Here is a 17,213-nt window from a genome sequence, read left to right as displayed (position 1 = left end):
CTCCTGCCTATTGCCTATCCGCCTACCGCCTCCCTTCACCTCAGCCCCAGGCGCTCACGCCCGCTTCTTCCCGGAAGTCGAAATCGCCGTCGGTGCTCAGCGACAGGGCGCGCCAGGCGTCGAGCTCGGCCTGCAGGCCGGCGATCTTGGCCTCGATCATGCTGACGGCGTCCGTGCCCGCGGCCCAGCGGACCGGCGGCTGGTCTGCGTCGGCCAGGGTGATCAGGGCCAGGCCCAGCTTGGCCGGGTCGCCGGCCTGATTGCGGCTGCGGCTGTCGTAGAAGGTCTTCAGCGCCTCCGAGACGGCGGCGTAGTCGGCGATCGGCTGCGAGCCGTGGCGAACCGAGGTCGGCTCCAGGAAGTCGGTGCGGAAGAAGCCCGGCTCGACCACGGTGGCGTGGATGCCGAAGTCGCGCACCTCGCCGGCGAGGGATTCGGTGAAGCCCTCCACCGCGAATTTCGAGGCGCAGTACAGGCTGCCGCTGGCGCCGCCGACGATGCCGCCGACCGAGGAGATGTTGAAGATGCGGCCCGAGCGCTGGGCCCGCATGGTCGGCAGGACGGCGCGGGTGACGTGCATCAGGCCGAAGACATTGGTGTCGTACTGGGCCTGGGCGTCGTCGGCCGTCGACTCCTCGAACAGCGACAGGTGACCGTAGCCGGCGTTGTTGACCAGCACGTCGATGCGGCCGAAGGCGGCCAGCGCCGCGTCGACGGCGGCCCGGGCGGCGGCGGGGTCGGTCACGTCCAGCGAGACCGACAGCAGGCGGTCGCTGTCGGGGCCGAGGGTCTCGACCAGGGCCGCGCGGTTGCGGGCCGTGGCGACGACGCGGTCGCCGGCGTCCAGAACCGTGCGGACGATGGCGGCGCCGAGGCCGCGCGAGGCGCCGGTGACGAACCAGGTGCGGGGCCCGATCTGGGGAATGGGGGAGGTCATGGGAAGTCTCCTTGTTGGGAGCCCCGGTATGGGCCCCGGGACCGGTCGGGTCGTAGACGGATCACGCCACTCTCTTGCACAATCCCGCCAACCCGCGCCTCGCGCGCTTGTCTTGCGTGTCTGTCAGGGCTTGGATGGCGCCATGAGCCGATTGCACGAACTCGCCGACCTGGTGCGCCGCCATCTGGGGGAGACCTCGCCCGAGGGCGTGGGTCCCGTGACCCTGCCGGGGTTGCAGATCATCGCCAGCAGCGGCGTCACCGAGGCGCAGCAGCTGGTCTATGAGCCGATGCTGTGCCTGATCCTCGACGGGGCCAAGAACACCACCCTGGGGGCCGAGACCCACCCCTACCGCGCGGGACAGTATCTGGTGGTGTCGGCGGACCTGCCGGTCAGCGGGCAGGTGATCGCGGCGCCCTATCTGGCGGTGGGCATACCGCTGGACCCGGCGGTGATCGCGGACCTGATGATGGAGGCGGGCGACGCCCTGCCGGAGGCGCCGCCGGTGCGGGCGCTGGCGGTCAGCGACATGGACGACGACCTGACCGATGCGGTGATCCGGCTGGTCCGCCTGCTGGATCGCCCGCAGGAGGCGCCGGTGCTGGCGCCGCTGATCCGGCGCGAGCTGATGTGGCGGCTGCTGGCCGGCGAGCGCGCCGACATGATGCGCCAGATCGGGGCCGAGGGCGGGCGGCTGTCGCAGGTGCGCCGCGCCATCCGCTGGCTGCGCGTCCACTACGCCGAGCCGATGCGGATCGAGCGGCTGGCCGAGGTGGCGGGCATGAGCGAGACCTCGCTGCACCGCCACTTCAAGGCCGTCACCGCGATGAGCCCGCTGCAGTACCAGAAGCAGATCCGGCTGCAGGAGGCGCGCAACCTGCTGCTCAGCCGGGGCCGGGACGTGGCCGGCATCGGCTTCACCGTCGGCTACGACAGCCCGTCCCAGTTCAGCCGCGAATACGCCCGCCTGTTCGGCCGCCCGCCGGGCCGCGACCTGGAACGGCTGAGGGCCGATCCATCGCTGGCGGTGGCGGTGTGAGCGATGGATGGAGCGAATCCGCCCAGGCTTGGATCGCCGACATGGGCGAGGACGGCGACTATGGCCGCCGGTTCGTCATGGATGCGCCGATGCTGGCCAGGGTGCGCGCGGGCGCCTTCGCCGAGGCGCTGGACGTCGGCTGCGGCGAGGGGCGGTTCTGCCGGATGCTCCAGCACGAGGGCGTCCGGACGGTCGGGATCGATCCGACGCCCGAGCTGATCGCGCGGGCCCGGGAGCTGGACGACAAGGGTGAATACCGCCTGGGCCGCGCCGAGGCGCTGGAGTTCGAGGACGACCGGTTCGACCTGGTGGTCAGCTATCTGTCGCTGATCGACATTCCCGATATCGCCGCCGCGATCGCGGAGATGGCGCGGGTGCTGAAGCCCGGCGGAACGCTGCTGATCGCCAACCTGACCGGGTTCAACACCGCCGGGGCGGCCCATGACATGGGCTGGACCAAGCTGGCCGATGGACGACCGGGCTTCGCGATGGACGGCTATCTGGAGGAGCGGGCCGCTTGGGCTGAATGGCGGGGCATCCGGATCGTGAACTGGCACCGCCCGCTGAGTACCTACATGACCCTGCTGCTGGAGCAGGGGCTGACGCTCACCCGGTTCGAGGAGCCCGCGCCGGTGGGAGGCGATCCGCTGCGCGGAGCCCGCTATGTCCGGGCGCCCTGGTTCATGCTGATGGAATGGACCCGGCCGGCCTGAGGCGGGGTGACCGGTTCGCCGGACATGCTAGAGCGGCATGAGGGAGGGACCATGACCACCACCACGACCGACGTCGTCATCCTGGGCGGAGGGCACAACGGCCTCGTCTGCGCCTTCTATCTGGCGAAGGCCGGGCTGAAGGTGACGGTGCTGGAGCGGCGCCATGTGGTCGGCGGGGCGGCGGTGACCGAGGAATTCCATCCCGGTTTCCACAACTCGACCGCCAGCTACACCGTCAGCCTGCTGAACCCGAAGGTCATCGCCGACATGGACCTGGCCCGGCACGGGCTGACCGTGGTTGAGCGCAAGGTCTCCAACTTCCTGCCCTTCGACGACGGCCGCTACCTGCTGGCGGGGGAGGGGCGCACCCAGGGCGAGGTGGCCAAATTCTCGGCCAGGGACGCGGCGCGCCTGCCCGAGTACGAGCGGCGGCTGGAGGTCGTGGCCGCCATCCTGCGCGACTGGATCCTGAAGAGCCCGCCCAATGTGGTGGAAGGCGGCTGGACCGCCATACTGCCGGAACTGCTGAAGGGGGCGTCGCTGGGCAAGCAGGCGGCGGGGCTGGACGTGCAGGGGCGGCGCGACCTGCTGGACCTGTTCGCCAAGTCGGCGGGCGACTGGCTGGACGGCTGGTTCGAGAGCGATCCGATCAAGGCCCTGTTCGGCTTCGACAGCGTGGTCGGCAACTACGCCAGCCCCTACACGCCGGGCTCGGCCTATGTGCTGCTGCACCACGTGTTCGGCGAGGTGAACGGTCGCAAGGGCGTCTGGGGCCACGCCCTGGGCGGCATGGGGGCGATCACCCAGGCGATGGCGAAGGCCTGCGCGGAGCTGGGCGTCGAGGTGCGGCTGGACACCGCCGTGGCCGAGGTGCTGACCGAGAAGGGGCGGGCCGTCGGCGCGGTGACCGAGGGCGGCGATAAGGTGCGGGCGCGGGCCGTCGTGTCCAACCTGCACCCCCGGCTGCTGTTCGAACGGCTGGTGGACGATGCGGTCGTGCCGGCGGACTTCCGCGAGCGGATCGGGAGCTACCAGTCGGGCTCGGGCACCTTCCGCATGAACGTGGCCCTGTCGGAACTGCCGAACTTCACGGTCCTGCCGGGGCAGGGCGATCACCTGACGGCGGGCATCATCATCGCGCCGACGCTGGACTACATGGACCGGGCCCATGCGAGCGCGCGGCTGAACGGCTGGTCGAGCGAGCCGATCGTGGAAATGCTGATCCCCTCGACGCTGGACGACGGCCTGGCCCCGCCGGGACAGCATGTGGCCAGCCTGTTCTGCCAGCACGTCGCGCCCGATCTGGCGGACGCGCACCGCGACACGGTGGCGGACCTGATGATCGAGACCGTCGACCGGCACGCGCCGGGCTTCAAGGCCTCGGTGGTCGGCCGGCTGGCGCTGGGGCCGCGCGATCTGGAGCGCCGTTTCGGCCTCGTGGGTGGCGACATCTTCCACGGGCGGCTGACGCTGGACCAGCTGTTCAGCGCCCGCCCGGTGCTGGGCCACGCCGATCACCGGATGCCCGTGCCGGGGCTCTACCTCTGCGGCTCCGGCGCCCATCCCGGCGGCGGCGTCACGGGCGCGCCGGGGCACAATGCGGCGCGGGCGGTGCTGAAGGATCTGAAGTGAGGGACTAGGGGCTAGGGGTTAAGTGGAAGAAGGCAGGTCGGCGGACGACCTGAACCCTAGCCCCTAGCCCCTAATCCCTAGCCCCTCGAAACCCCCATCGCCGCCATCAGAGCATCGCGCACGGCCGCCTCGGTGAACGGCTTCTGGATGGTAGGCTGGCCCCGCCAGACATCGGGCAGGCCGCTTTCGCCGTAGCCGGTCGAGAAGATGAAGGGCACGCCGCGCGCCTTCAGCGCCTCGGCGACCGGGAAGACCTGGCGGCCCGCCACATTGACGTCCAGCAGGGCGGCGTCGAGCGGCGTCTCCTCCACGGCCAGCCTCAGGCCGTCGTCGATGTTGGCGGCCGGCCCCACGGGCGTGCAGCCCATGTCCTCCAGAATGGTCTCCAGCAGCATGGCGACGAGGGATTCGTCCTCGACGATCAAGACGCGTCGGCCCGAAAGCGGTGCGGTCATTCACTCTTCTCCCGGTCCAGCGGGACCATAAACTCCGCGGTGAAGCCGGAGGTTGCGTATTCAAGCTTCACCTCGCCCGCCAGGTCGTGGCGGACGTTGCGTTCGATCAGTCGGCTGCCGAAGCCCCGGCGCGTCGGTTCGACGACGGGCGGGCCGTCGATCTCGCGCCAGGTCAGGTGCATGACGGGATTCGTCTGGTCCGCGACCGCCCAATCGATCAGCACCCGGCCTTCGGGCCCCGACAGGGCGCCGTATTTGGCGGCGTTGGTGGCCAGTTCGTGCAGGATCATGCCCAGCGACAGGGCCGCCGCGGCGCCCAGGGCGACGGGCTGGCCGTTCAGGCTGATCCGCTGCGGCCCGTGGGCCTCGGTCTCGTGCTGCAGGATGGCGCGCAGGTCGGCGCCCTCCCAGTGGCTGCGGGTCAGCAGGTCGTGGGTGTGCGACAGGGCCAGCAGCCGGGCCTGGAACCCCTCGGCGAAGGTCTTCGGGTCGGCGTGGGACCGCGCCGTCTGCATGGCGATCGACTGGACCGTGGCCAGGGTGTTCTTCACCCGGTGGTTCAGCTCGTCGATCATCAGCTTCTGCCGCTCGGCGGCGACGATGGTGTCCGTGACGTCGTGGCCCTGCACGAAGATGCCGGCGACCTTGCCCGAGGCGTTCCGGATCGGCTGGTAGATGAAGTTCAGATAGACGGTCTCCAGCGGCCCCTTGGGCGAGCGCTGCAGCTGCACCCGGCTGGCCCGGCCCTCGTGGGGTTCGCCGGTCTCGTAGACGGTGTCCAGAAGCTCGTAGAAGCCCTGGCCGGTCAGCTCGGGCAGGGCCTCGCGGATCGGCTTGCCGGCGATGACGCGGTGGCCGATCAGCTGGGCGTAGGCCGGGTTGTGCATCTGGAACACGTGCTGCGGCCCGCTCAGGATCGTGACGAATCCCGGGGCCTGCATGAACATCTCGACCAGCTGGTTGCGCTCGGTCTGGAGGCGCTGGTTATCCTCCTGCACCGCCTGCGCCCGGCCCAGCACCGCGCCGCCCAGGAGGTCCACCGCATTGGCGCCTTCCATGCCGGCGGTCATCGCGCGCAGGCGCTGAAGCTCGGTGATGTCGGTGGTGTGCTGCAGCAGGAAGACCACCTCGCCCGCCTCGTCGAGGATGGGGGTGTGGGTGGCGCTCCAGAACCGATCCTCGAACAGGGCGTCGCCGTTGGGACCGGGGCGGGAGATGGCGAATTTGACCACGGCCAGATGGTCGGGCTGGCGCGTGTCGCGGGCCTTCTCCAGCGAGGCCCGGACCTGGCGGACGTTCTCGGGCGCCTCCGCGCCGGGACCGGAGTCGAAGGCGGCGAACAGCGGACGGCCGATGGTCGTTTCCCGCGTGCTGCTGGTGACGTCGAGATAAGCCTGGTTGAGACCCGCGATGCGCAGGTCCGGGGTGACCAGCACATAGGGATTGGGCGAGGCGTCGAACGCACTCGCCAGATCGACCGGCAGGCCGCCTGTTTTCGACAATTCCCTCAAGCCGATCCCCACACTCCGGTTACTGTAACACCTTGACCTCGCACCGGTTCCTCAAACCTTAGCAAGAAATACAAACGTCATTTGAGCCTTCGGGCAGGCGGACGCTAGTGTGGGCGGATGTTAGCTTCACTTTTCGCGGCGGCGGCCCTGATGGCGACTCCCACCGATGCTTCGCAGGCCCGTCCGACGGTGGCGATCGCCCAGGGGAATCTGATCGGCCGGGAGACCGACGGCGTCGACAGCTTCAGGGCCATTCCCTACGCCGCGCCGCCGGTGGAGGCCCTGCGCTGGCGTCCGCCCCAGCCGGCCCCGACGTGGACCGATGCGCTGGATGCGGGGCAGGTGGGGGCGATCTGCATCCAGCCGCCGCCCAACGGCGACCCGGGCGTCGGCCCCCTGCCGATGAGCGAGGACTGCCTGACCCTGAACGTCTGGACGCCCCGGGCGCGGACCGGTCCCCTGCCGGTGATGGTCTGGATCCACGGCGGCGGGTACAACAACGGCTCGGGCACCGCCGACCTGTATGACGGGACCCGTCTGGCCGAGCGCGGCGCGGTGGTGGTCACGATCAACTACCGCCTCGGGCGGCTGGGCTTCTTCGACCACCCCGCGCTGGCCGCCGACCGCCTGCCGGGCGAGCGCGCCGGCAACTACGGCGTCATGGATCAGATCGCCGCCCTGGAGTGGGTGCGCGACAACATCGGCGCCTTCGGGGGCGATGCGGGCAATGTGACCGTCTTCGGCGAGTCGGCGGGCGCCGTGGCGGTGACCCAGCTGATGATCGCGCCCGCCGCGCGCGGCCTGTTCCACAAGGCGGTCGTGCAGTCCGGCCTGGGCCGCCAGCGGTCCGCCGAGCTGGCGCTGGACCGGCCCGGCCGCCCGTCGGCGCAGTCGCTCGGGGTGCGCTGGGCGCGCGGCGCGGGAATGCCGATCGACGTCTCCGCAGCGGACCTGCGGGCGGCGCCGCCCGAACTGCTGCTCAGCCCCATGCCGGCCTTCTACAGCGACAACCTGATCGTCGACGGCCAGGTCCTGACCGAGGACGTGGTCGAGGCCTTCGAAGCCGGGCGGCAGGCGCCCGTGCCGATGGTGCTGGGAACCAACAGCGCCGAGTTCTGGTGGATCCGGCCGACCGACGCCGGCGCCTATGGACGGATCGACGACGCCCTGACGGACGCCCAGCACGACGCGCTGCTGAAAGCCTATGGCGGCGCCGCGGGCTATGACGCCCACGTGGTCAGCGATCTGATCTTCAACGAGCCCGCCCGGCAGCTGGCGCGGCTGCACGCGCGGGCAGGGCATCCGATGTACCTGTACCGCTTCGACGTGGTGCCGGACTCCAATCCTGAACCCAGCGGCGGGGCGACCCATGCGTCCGAGCGCCCCTATGTCTTCGACAACCTGCACACCGTCGGGCGGCCGTTGGGCGAGCGGGACGCCCGCGCCGCCACCGCCATGGCCGACTACTGGACCCGGTTCGCCACGGTCGGCGATCCGAACGGCGGCGAGCGCCCGCACTGGCCCGAGTTCGGGGCGCAGCCCGAGCAACTGCTGGAGTTCACCAACGACGGACCTGCAGCCAAGCCGATCCCGTTCGCCGAGCGGCTGAACCTGATCGAGGCCTATTATGCGCGGCTGCGCTGACTGATGTGATTTCCCTCCTCCGAAGCGGGGAGGGACGCCGCGTGGCGCAGCTGCGAATCATTGGCGGTCTGCGCTTGGCGGGTTCAACTGAGTCATGAGGTCGAGGTCCTCGCGCCACTGAAGGTGGTGGTCGCGGGCCCTGTCGCCGGGGTCGCATGCCGTCTTCATGCCCGGAGTGTGGCTGAATCTGTCCCGGTGGATTCCCTCCGCGTCGCCGGCCATCGAAGAGGTCACGACCTGATAGGTCGCTGTCGCCAAGCCCTATAAAAAGACGACTAAAATCAATGGTTCGGCTTCAAAATCTGAGGTCTTTGATGCGCGACTTCAAACGGCCGGGTTCGGAGGAATAGGCGCCGGACGGGCCCGTCAGGTTCGTCTGTGACCCCCTGGCCACAACCCGGATGTGGCCAAATCGGGGCCTTGCGGGCCGCATGACTCCTGTGTCATGTAATCGGTTACACGGTAAACGGACGGACCCGCGGGAAGCGGGCTGGAACCTGCGACCGGTCTGGGAGATCCACCTTGTTCCATTCGATGACGCAGCCTGACGGCGCGGGCGGTCGGGCTTGAAGCCGGCCACCATTCGCGACGTCGCCGAACGCGCGGACGTGTCCGTCGCATCGGTTTCGCGCGTCCTGAACGGCGCCGGCCCGGTGACCGAGGCGACCCGCCAGCGGGTGCTGGCAGCGGTCGAGGCCCTGGAGTACGTGCCGCACTCGGGCGCCCGCAGCCTGTCGACCAGCCGGACCAACACCGTCGGCGTGATCCTTCCCGACCTGTACGGCGAATTCTTCTCGGAGCTGATCCGCGGCATGGACGTCGCGGCCCGGGCCCTGGGCTACCACCTCATCGTTTCGTCCTCGCACGATGACGCCGACGAGGCGTCCTCGGCCATCCGCTCGATGCGCGGCCGGGTCGACGGCCTGATCGTCCTGTCGCCCCATCTGGGCGCCGCCAACCTGGCCTCGGGCCTGGCGGGGCGCATGCCGGTGCTGCTGATGAACGGCGGGGGCGTGGACACAGGCCGTCCTTCGATCATCATCGACAATCACGGCGGCGCCGTCGCCGCGGTCGAGCATCTGGTGGCCCTGGGGCGTCGCCGGATCGCCCATATCGCCGGTCCCGCCGGCAACCTCGAGGCCGAGGCCCGGATGGCGGGCTATCTCGAAGCCATGGCCGCCGCGGGCCTGCCGACGATGGTCGTGGACGGGGCCTTCACCAAGGCCTCGGGCCAGGAAGCGGGCGAGAAGCTGGCCGCGCGGGCGGATCGCCCCGACGCCGTCTTCGCCGCCAACGACAACATGGCGGTCGGGGCGCTGCTGGCCTTCCAGGACGCCGGGCTGCGCGTGCCCGAGGACGTGGCCATGGTCGGGTTCGACGACATTCCGCTGGCCGGGCTGGTCCGCCCCGCCCTGACCACGCTGAAGATCAACATCGCCGAGACGGGCCGCAATGCGCTCGAACGGCTCGTGAGACTCATCGGATCCGCCGCCGACACCGCCTGCGAGGTTGTGCGCCCGGAGCTGGTGGTGAGGGCTTCCAGTAATCCGTTGACGCCGCCGCCCGGGCTGTCCGGTGCGGCGCATACCGACGTTCAGACAATGTCACTTGAAGGGGAGAAACTTTGATGACGAGCAAGACCGGAAAGTATCTGGGGGCGGCCTCCGTCCTCGCTCTGGCGATCTCGATGGCCGCGGCCGGGGGCGCCGCGGCGCAGGTGTCGACCGCGACGCTGCGCGGCACCGTCTATGAGGGGCCCAGCGCCGAGACGGGCGGCACGGTCGTCGCGACCGAAGTCGCCACCGGCTACGTCAGCCGCGGCCGGATCGCCGCTGACGGCGGCTACGTCCTGCCGGGCCTGCGTCCGGGCACCTACCGCGTCCTCGTGACCACCGCCGACGGCCAAACGGCCGAGGACACAGTCACGATCGTTCTGGGTCAGGTCGCCACCCTGGACCTCGATGTGGCCCCTGTTGTAACCGGTTCCACGGACGCCGGCGCGACCGAGCTGGGCGACGTCGTCGTGACCGGCCGCCGCATCTTCGAGGTCCGCACCTCGGAAGTGGCCACCAACGTCAGCCAGCAGCAGATCAACGACCTGCCGCAGATCAGCCGCAACTTCCTGAACTTCGCCGCCCTGGCTCCGGGCGTGCGCGTGCAGGAAGGCGACACCGAGCGCACCATCTCGGCCGGCGGCCAGCCGTCGATGGCGGTCAACGTCTTCATCGACGGCCAGAACCAGAAGTCGCTGATCAACGACGGCGGCATCGCCGGCCAGGACGACAGCCGCGGCAACCCGTTCCCGCAGGCCGCCGTGCAGGAGTTCCGGGTCCTGACCCAGAACTTCAAGGCCGAGTATGAGCAGGCCTCGTCGGCGATCATCACCTCGGTGACCCGTTCGGGCACCAACGAGTTCGCCGGTGACTTCTTCGTCACCTACCAGCCGTCGAACTGGGTCGGGCGGAACGTGTTCCTGCCGAGCAGCAGCGCTCGCCCGCGCCTGGATCGCATGCAGTACGGTGGTTCGATCGGCGGTCCGATCATCGAAGACAAGCTGCACTTCTTCTTCACCTACGAGCGCAAGGACGAGACGCGCGAGCGTTCGGTCTTCCTGAACCGCACGGAATACAACCCGCTGTTCGCGAGCGAGCTGGGCACCTTCGAGGCGCCGTTCGAACAGGATCTGTTCTTCGGCAAGCTGTCGTGGTCGATCGACGACCGCCAGCGCCTGGACCTGAGCGCGACCTACCGGACCGAGCAGGACATCCGCGACTTCGGCAACGGCGCCACCGCCTACGCCCGCGCCCAGGCGATCAACGTCGAGTACCGCTCGCTGAACCTGCGCCACCAGTTCCAGGGCGACGGCTTCCTGAACGAAGTCTCGGTCGACTATCTGGAGTCGCAGTACAATCCGCAGGCCCTGAACTTCAACCAGAGCGGCGCCCGCTTCGTGGAGTACGGCGACGCCAGCACCGGCGTCGGCGGCCTTCCGGGCTTCCAGTTCGGCTACGGCACCATCGCCTCGACGATCTTCACCAACGGCGGCGGAACGAACAACCAGGACCTGACGCAGGAGGTCCTGACCTTCCGTGACGACCTGACGTTCAGCGACATCGACTGGATGGGCACTCACACCCTGAAGATGGGCGTGAAGTACTCGATGCAGACCCTGTATGTTTACAAGCAGTTCAACCGGAACCCGTTCTTCACCTACGACGTCGATGCGCGTCCTGAGGTCAACGGCACGCGGACTATCCCGACCCAGGTGTCGCTGAACCTGCCGGTGGATCCGGTCGACGCCGAGAACAACGTCTTCGGCGCCTACATCCAGGACGACTGGCAGATCACCGACAAGCTCGAGGTCAATCTCGGCCTGCGCTGGGACTATGAGGACAACGCGGTCAACAACGACTGGCGTACGCCGGACGTGGTCCGCCGCCTGCTGACGGCCATCGACGGCGTCGCCGGCTTCGATTTCCCGTCCTACCTCGACATCAACGACTACATTTCGGACGGCAAACGCGACGCCTTCAAGGACGCCTGGCAGCCGCGCATCGGCTTCAGCTACGACGTGTTCGGCGACGAGCGTACGGTGATCTTCGGCGGCGCCGGCCGGTACTATGACCGGATCGCGTTCAACTTCGCCTTCGACGAGCGTTTCAAGCCCTACCAGTTGAACAAGACCATCTACTTCTCGCCGGCCGGCGGGTCGTATGGCGGCCGCACGGACACCGTGGCGTGGAACCCGATCTACGCCACCCCGGCGGGTCTCGACACCCTGCTGCAGGGCACGGTCGGCCGCGGCGAAATCTTCCTGATCAAGGACGACGCCCCGCCGCCGCTGACGGACCAGTTCAACATCGGCGTCCGCCAGAAGTTCGGCGACTGGCAGACGGCCGTGACCTTCTCCTGGGCCAAGACGAAGAACGAGTTCGGCTGGTACCGCGCCAACATCGACCCGACGAACAATCAGGTTCCGGCGGCCGTCCGTCCGTCGGCGCTGATCGATCCGGTGACCGGCCTGCCGTTCAACTTCAATGACGGCGTCTTCGTCTCGAACCACGACCGTGAGCGCGACTATCAGGCGATCTTCATCACCGCCGACAAGCCGTTCACCCGGGACAGCGGCTGGGGCTTCAACCTGGCCTACACCTTCACGGAAGCCACCCAGAACGGCAGCCGCGACCAGGGCACCGGCAACTTCGACTTCGACTATCCGTGGACCTCGTACACCCCCGAGTTCAACTCGCCGGGCGCCGAGCGTCACCGCCTGGTCATGTCAGGCACGGTGCAGCTGCCGTACGACTTCCGCCTGTCGACCCTGATCACCCTGGGCTCGGGCCTGCCGTTCACGAAGTTCAACCCGGGCAGCGGGGCCAAGCCCGGCTGGTTCGAGGCCTATCCGGACAAGAAGGACTTCATCATCCCGAACGCCTGGGCCTACCGTCAGGTCGATCTGCGGATCGCCAAGGAGATCGAACTCCCGAACGGCGACTTCGTCGAACTGACCTTCGACGCGATCAACGTTCTGGATTTCAAGAACTTCAGCAGCTTCAACCAGACCTACCGGATCAACAACAACACGCCGGATTCCGCTCTGAACCCGACGTTCGGCAATCCGACCGCCCAGTTCCTGCCGACGCGCAGCTTCCAGGTCGGCCTGCGCTACCGCTGGTAATCGTCTCCTGAGCCTGACGGCCGCCCCTGGGGCCAACCCCGGGGGCGGCCGATTTTTTGACTGAGTGTATTTTCGAGTAAGGATGGACCCCATGGATCGCAGACGGTTTCTGATGGGCTCCGCCGTCGCCGGCGCGGCCCTCGCGGCGGCGGGGTGCACGACCATGGCTCAGCCTGCCGTCTCGCCGATCCGGACCCGCGTCGATCCCGCCGTCCATGACCTGCAACGCCGGACCTTCGACTGGTTCGTCCACGTCACCGACCGCTCGACCGGCCTGACGCCCGACCGCTGGCCGACGCCGTCCTTCAGCTCCGTCGCCGCCGTGGGCTTCGCCCTGACCTGCTGGCCCGTCGGCGTCGAACGCGGCTGGATGAGCCGCGAGGAGGCGCGCGAGCGCACCCTGACCACCATCCGCTTCTTCCACGACCTGCCGCAGGGGCCGGAGGCCGCCGGCGTGGGCGGGTACAAGGGCTTCTTCTACCACTTCCTCGACATGAAGACCGGCCACCGCTTCGGCCGCACCGAGCTGTCGACGGTCGACACCACCTTCCTGGTCGCGGGCATGCTGTTCGCCGCCCGCTGGTTCGACGGGGAGCACCCCGCCGAGGCCGAGATCCGGCGTCTGGCCCAGGCCGTCTACGACCGGGTCGAGTGGGACTGGGCCGTGGTCCGTCCGAACCGCATCACCATGGGTTGGCACCCGGAGAGCGGCTACATCCCGGCCGACTGGAACGTCTACAACGAGGGCATGCTGGTCCTGCTGCTGGCCATCGGCAGTTCGACCCATCCCGTGCCGACCACCGTCTGGGATGAGTGGTGCAGTGTCTACGACCACAGCTGGACCGACCGCTGGGGCCCCAAGCACCTGCATTTCGCGCCCCTGTTCGGGCACGAGTTCAGCCACATGTACGTCGACTTCCGCGGCATCCAGGATCCGTGGCTGCGTCAGCAGCAGGCCGAGATGCCGGGCTTCGACTATTTCCAGAACAGCGTCCGCGCGGTCGAGGCCCAGCGCAAATACGCCATCGACAACCCGCAGGGCTGGGCCGGCTATTCGGAGAACGTCTGGGGCCTGACCGCCTGCGACGGGCCGGGCGACTTCCGCCAGGTGATCGACGGGCGGGAGCGCGAGTTCTTCAGCTATTCGGCGCGCGGCCCGGGCGAGCGTGACGACGGCACGATCGCGCCGACGGCGGCCATGGCCTCCATCCCCTTCGCGCCCGACCACGTCACCGCCTGCCTGAAGGCGATGAAGGCCCGCTACGGCGCGGGAATCTACACCCGCTACGGCTTCCTGGACTCGTTCAACCCGACCCTGACCGAGAGCGGATCCGAACTGCGCCACGGCAAGATCCTGCCGGGCATCGGCTGGGTCGCCGACGACTACCTGGGCATCGACCAGGGCCCCATCGTCATCCAGATCGAGAACCATCGTTCGGACCTGGTGTGGAAGCATATGCGCGGCGAGCCCAACCTGACGCGCGGCCTGCAGAAGGCCGGCTTCACCGGCGGCTGGCTGGACGCATGAGCCTGACCCGGCCGGATCGGCGGACGGCGCTCGGCCTTCTGGCCGGGGCGGCCGCGTCCGGCCTGACGGCCTGCGGCCCTCGCAATGACGGCCGGATCCACCTGCGCTTCTGGGCCATGGGCAATGAGGCGACCAACGTCGGCCAGATCCTGCCGGAGTTCGAGCGGCTGAACCCCGGCATCCGGGTCGAGGTCCAGGCCCTGCCGTGGACGGCGGCCCACTCCAAGCTGCTGACCGCCTATGCCGGCGCCTCGCTGCCGGACGTCAGCCAGGTGGGCAACACCTGGGTGTCCGAGATGACCGCCATCGGCGCGATCAGCCCGACGCCGGACTTCGCCGCCGACCTGCTGACCGACCAGTTCCCGGCGGTGCTGGACACCAACCGCATCAACGGCCGCCCGATGGCGACGCCCTGGTATGTGGACACGCGGCTGATCTTCTACCGCTCCGACATTCTCGAGCGCGCCGGCTATGACGCCGTGCCCCAGACCTGGGCCGAGTGGAAACAGTCGATGCACGCGGTCAAGCGCGTGGTCGGGCCGGACAAGTACGCCGTGCTGCTGCCGGTCAACGAGTTCGAGCAGCTGCTCACCTTCGGCCTGCAGGGCGACGAGGCCCTGCTGCGCGACCGGGACACGCGCGGCAATTTCGCCAACCCGTCCTTCATCGCGGCCCTGGCCTTCTACAAGAGCCTGTTCGACGAGAAGCTGGCCCCGCTGGCCTCGGCGGCGCAGATCTCCAACGTCTGGACCGAGTTCGAGCGCGGCTGGTTCAGCTTCTACTTCTCCGGCCCGTGGACCATCGGCGACTTCAAGACGCGGCTGGCGCCGGGCACCCGCTGGATGACTTCGGGCGTGCCGGGGCCGACTGGGCCGGGGGCCTCGGCGCCCGGCGGGTCGTCGCTGGTCGTCTACCGCTCGTCGCCGCATCAGGAGGCGGCGTGGAAGCTGGTCCGCTACCTGTCCGAGCCGCGCGTGCAGGCGATCTTCAACGGCATCACCGGCAACCTGCCGGCCCGCGAAAGCGCCTGGGCCGCGCCGACGGTGGCGAATGATCCCTACATCGCCGCCTTCAAGGGCCAGCTGTCGCGGGCGAAGGCGGTGCCCAAGGTGCCGGAGTGGGAGCGGATCGTGACCGAGATGCAGATCGTGGCCGAACGCATGGTGCGCGGCGAATACACGCCCGCGACCGCCGCGGCCGAGATCGACCGCCGCGCCGACCGGCTGCTGGAGAAACGCCGCTGGATGATCGAACAGGGGAGGGCCGAATGACCGCCCAGCCCGTACCGCACGCGGGCGGCGCGCCCATGACCCGCAAGCGCGAGCGCGCGGCCTGGGGCTTCGTCGCCCCGGCGCTGATCGCCATCGGCGTCTTCTTCGCCATTCCGGTGTTCGCGGCCCTGCTGCTCAGCCTGACCGATTTCGACATCTATGCGCTGGCCGACATCGGCAACATGCGCTTTGTCGGCCTGCAGAACTACGAGCGGCTGTTCACCAATCCGCTGTTCTGGGGCGCGATGAAGAACACTGGCCTGTTCGCCGTGCTGGGCGTGCCGCTGTCCATCGCCACCTCGCTGGGCGCCGCCGTGATCCTGAACGCGCGGGTGGTGAAGTGGCGGCCGCTGTGGCGGGTGATGTTCTTCGCCCCCTATGTGACCACCCTGGTCGCCACGGCGGTGCTGTGGAACTACCTGCTGCACACCCGTTACGGCGTCATCAACTGGGCCATCTCCAGCGTGGGCCTTCAGCCGGTGGACTGGCTGGGCGATCCATCGACCTCCATCCCGGCCATCCTGATGTTCGTGGTGTGGAAGATTTTCGGCTACAACATGCTGATCTTCCTGGCGGTTCTCCAGACCGTACCCGACGACCTGTATGAGGCCGCGCGCATCGACGGGGCCGGGCCGTGGAAGCAGTTCCGGCATGTGACCCTGCCGGCCATCGCCCCGACCCTGCTGCTGGTCTCGATCATCTCGGTGGCGGGCTTCTTCCAGCTGTTCGCCGAACCCTATGTGATGACCCAGGGCGGGCCCGCCCAATCGACCGTGACGGTGCTCTACTTCATGTACGAAGAGGGCTTCAAATGGTGGAACCTGGGCTCCGCCAGCGCCGTGGCCTTCGTCCTGTTCCTCTGCATCCTGGCGGTGACCCTGGTGCAGCTGGCGGTGGCCAGGCGGGTGGGGGCGTACGAATGAAGCTGCGCCCGATCCTGCTCAATGTCGCCGTCGCCGCGATCGCCCTGCTGGTGCTGTTCCCGCTGGCCTGGATGCTGTCGGTCAGCTTCATGTCGACCGGCGAAGCCTCGGCCTTCCCGCCGCCGCTGCTGCCCAAGGTCTGGACGCTGGAGCACTATCGCGACCTGTTCGTGAGCCAGGGCATGGGCCGCTATCTGTGGAACAGCTTCGCCCTGGCGACGCTGGGCACCGTGCTGGCCCTCCTGTTCACAGTGCCGGCCGGCTACGCCTTCGCCAAGCTGCGGTTCCGGGGACGGGAGCGGATCTTCCAGATCCTGGTCGGGGCGCTGGTGGTGCCGGCCCAGATCGGCACCCTGCCGCTGTTCCTGATGCTGAAGTCGATGGGGCTGGTGAACACCTACGCCGGGGCGCTGGTGCCGTGGCTCGCCTCGATCTTCGGCCTGTTCCTGGTGCGCCAGTACGCGCTCAGCATTCCCGACGAGATGCTGGAGGCCGCCCGCATCGACGGGGCCAGCGAGGGGCAGATCTTCCGCCGGGTGGTGCTGCCTACGCTGCAGCCGATCGTGGTGACCCTGGCGCTGTTCGTCTTCCTGGGCAGCTGGAACGACTTCCTGTGGCCGCTGATCATCCTGACGGACCAGTCCAACTACACCCTGCCGGTGGCGCTGGCGGCGCTGTCGCGCGAGCATGTGCAGGACGTCGAGCTGATGATGGCCAGCGCCGTCATCACCGTCGCCCCGGTGCTGATCCTCTTCCTCGCCCTGCAACGCTACTACATCCGCGGCATGCTCGCGGGCAGCGTGAAAGGCTGAACCAAATCGTCCGCTCATCCCGGTGAGAGCCGGGACCCAGTATTTTTGGGCGAAGGAGCGGAACCGGGAT

At 68.7% G+C, this 17,213-nt stretch carries 13 protein-coding genes; 10 read left to right on the top strand and 3 right to left on the bottom strand.

The genetic code is table 11. The features are described 5' to 3' along the window. Nucleotides 1-40: 40 nt before the first annotated feature. Nucleotides 41-937, bottom strand: coding sequence for an oxidoreductase (locus AC07NB_RS13785; RefSeq protein ID WP_494571964.1), 897 nt, complete (start codon nucleotides 935-937; stop codon nucleotides 41-43). Between the two features lie 142 nt (nucleotides 938-1,079). Here AC07NB_RS13785 and AC07NB_RS13780 point away from each other — a divergent pair, with 142 nt between their 5' ends. The 3 genes from AC07NB_RS13780 to AC07NB_RS13770 are packed head-to-tail and all read left to right on the top strand — an operon-like array spanning nucleotide 1,080 to nucleotide 4,321. Beyond that, a complete protein-coding gene (locus tag AC07NB_RS13780) occupies nucleotides 1,080-1,976 on the top strand; it encodes an AraC family transcriptional regulator (RefSeq protein ID WP_494571963.1) in 897 nt (298 codons plus the stop codon). After that, nucleotides 1,973-2,689, top strand: a complete 717-nt coding sequence (locus tag AC07NB_RS13775) for a class I SAM-dependent methyltransferase (protein ID WP_494571962.1) — start codon at nucleotides 1,973-1,975, stop codon at nucleotides 2,687-2,689. The genes AC07NB_RS13780 and AC07NB_RS13775 overlap by 4 nt, the downstream gene beginning before the upstream one ends. Before the next feature lie 24 nt (nucleotides 2,690-2,713). Next, a complete protein-coding gene (locus AC07NB_RS13770) occupies nucleotides 2,714-4,321 on the top strand; it encodes a phytoene desaturase family protein (protein WP_494572025.1) in 1,608 nt (535 codons plus the stop codon). A 77-nt stretch (nucleotides 4,322-4,398) separates the two neighbouring features. Here AC07NB_RS13770 and AC07NB_RS13765 read toward each other — a convergent pair whose 3' ends face one another. Both AC07NB_RS13765 and AC07NB_RS13760 read right to left on the bottom strand, forming a co-directional pair. Further along, nucleotides 4,399-4,776 carry a response regulator gene (locus AC07NB_RS13765; RefSeq protein WP_494571961.1) on the bottom strand — a complete coding sequence of 126 codons (378 nt, stop codon included), beginning with the start codon at nucleotides 4,774-4,776 and terminating at the stop codon, nucleotides 4,399-4,401. Next, a complete protein-coding gene (locus AC07NB_RS13760; protein WP_494571960.1) occupies nucleotides 4,773-6,278 on the bottom strand; it encodes a sensor histidine kinase in 1,506 nt (501 codons plus the stop codon). Before AC07NB_RS13760 ends, AC07NB_RS13765 begins: the two co-directional genes overlap by 4 nt. Before the next feature lie 159 nt (nucleotides 6,279-6,437). Here AC07NB_RS13760 and AC07NB_RS13755 point away from each other — a divergent pair, with 159 nt between their 5' ends. From AC07NB_RS13755 to AC07NB_RS13725, 7 genes are all read left to right on the top strand, one after another. Beyond that, nucleotides 6,438-7,931: a carboxylesterase/lipase family protein gene (locus AC07NB_RS13755; protein ID WP_494571959.1), complete on the top strand. Its 1,494-nt coding sequence runs from the start codon at nucleotides 6,438-6,440 to the stop codon at nucleotides 7,929-7,931. 566 nt (nucleotides 7,932-8,497) lie between these two features. Next, the gene (locus tag AC07NB_RS13750) at nucleotides 8,498-9,559 is read left to right on the top strand and encodes a LacI family DNA-binding transcriptional regulator (RefSeq protein WP_291836216.1); all 1,062 of its coding nucleotides are present in this window, start codon (nucleotides 8,498-8,500) and stop codon (nucleotides 9,557-9,559) included. Next, entirely contained in the window at nucleotides 9,559-12,609 is a 3,051-nt protein-coding gene (locus tag AC07NB_RS13745) for a TonB-dependent receptor (RefSeq protein WP_494571958.1), read from the top strand. The genes AC07NB_RS13750 and AC07NB_RS13745 overlap by 1 nt, the downstream gene beginning before the upstream one ends. Nucleotides 12,610-12,700: 91 nt before the next feature. Then, nucleotides 12,701-14,137, top strand: a complete 1,437-nt coding sequence (locus tag AC07NB_RS13740; RefSeq protein WP_494571957.1) for a glucoamylase family protein — start codon at nucleotides 12,701-12,703, stop codon at nucleotides 14,135-14,137. Then, complete coding sequence (locus tag AC07NB_RS13735; protein ID WP_494571956.1) at nucleotides 14,134-15,408, top strand: sugar ABC transporter substrate-binding protein; 1,275 nt, start codon at nucleotides 14,134-14,136, stop codon at nucleotides 15,406-15,408. Before AC07NB_RS13740 ends, AC07NB_RS13735 begins: the two co-directional genes overlap by 4 nt. Then, nucleotides 15,405-16,331 (top strand): carbohydrate ABC transporter permease, encoded by a 927-nt coding sequence (locus AC07NB_RS13730; RefSeq protein ID WP_492312831.1) that lies wholly within the window; start codon nucleotides 15,405-15,407, stop codon nucleotides 16,329-16,331. The genes AC07NB_RS13735 and AC07NB_RS13730 overlap by 4 nt, the downstream gene beginning before the upstream one ends. Then, nucleotides 16,328-17,143, top strand: a complete 816-nt coding sequence (locus AC07NB_RS13725; protein WP_494571955.1) for a carbohydrate ABC transporter permease — start codon at nucleotides 16,328-16,330, stop codon at nucleotides 17,141-17,143. Before AC07NB_RS13730 ends, AC07NB_RS13725 begins: the two co-directional genes overlap by 4 nt. Nucleotides 17,144-17,213: the final 70 nt, after the last annotated feature.

The sequence above is a fragment of the Brevundimonas sp. GW821-FHT09G01 genome (genome assembly GCF_059416065.1).
This window is presented reverse-complemented; position numbering and strand designations above follow the sequence as displayed.

Bases quoted from the DNA above. Each gene is read 5' to 3' on its own strand.
- AC07NB_RS13735 (WP_494571956.1), top strand. From the start codon at position 14,134: ATGAGCCTGACCCGGCCGGATCGGCGGACGGCGCTCGGCCTTCTGGCC.
- AC07NB_RS13765 (WP_494571961.1), bottom strand. From the start codon at position 4,776: ATGACCGCACCGCTTTCGGGCCGACGCGTCTTGATCGTCGAGGACGAA.
- AC07NB_RS13780 (WP_494571963.1), top strand. From the start codon at position 1,080: ATGAGCCGATTGCACGAACTCGCCGACCTGGTGCGCCGCCATCTGGGG.
- AC07NB_RS13740 (WP_494571957.1), top strand. From the start codon at position 12,701: ATGGATCGCAGACGGTTTCTGATGGGCTCCGCCGTCGCCGGCGCGGCC.
- AC07NB_RS13745 (WP_494571958.1), top strand. From the start codon at position 9,559: ATGACGAGCAAGACCGGAAAGTATCTGGGGGCGGCCTCCGTCCTCGCT.
- AC07NB_RS13730 (WP_492312831.1), top strand. From the start codon at position 15,405: ATGACCGCCCAGCCCGTACCGCACGCGGGCGGCGCGCCCATGACCCGC.
- AC07NB_RS13785 (WP_494571964.1), bottom strand. From the start codon at position 937: ATGACCTCCCCCATTCCCCAGATCGGGCCCCGCACCTGGTTCGTCACC.
- AC07NB_RS13755 (WP_494571959.1), top strand. From the start codon at position 6,438: ATGGCGACTCCCACCGATGCTTCGCAGGCCCGTCCGACGGTGGCGATC.
- AC07NB_RS13770 (WP_494572025.1), top strand. From the start codon at position 2,714: ATGCTAGAGCGGCATGAGGGAGGGACCATGACCACCACCACGACCGAC.
- AC07NB_RS13725 (WP_494571955.1), top strand. From the start codon at position 16,328: ATGAAGCTGCGCCCGATCCTGCTCAATGTCGCCGTCGCCGCGATCGCC.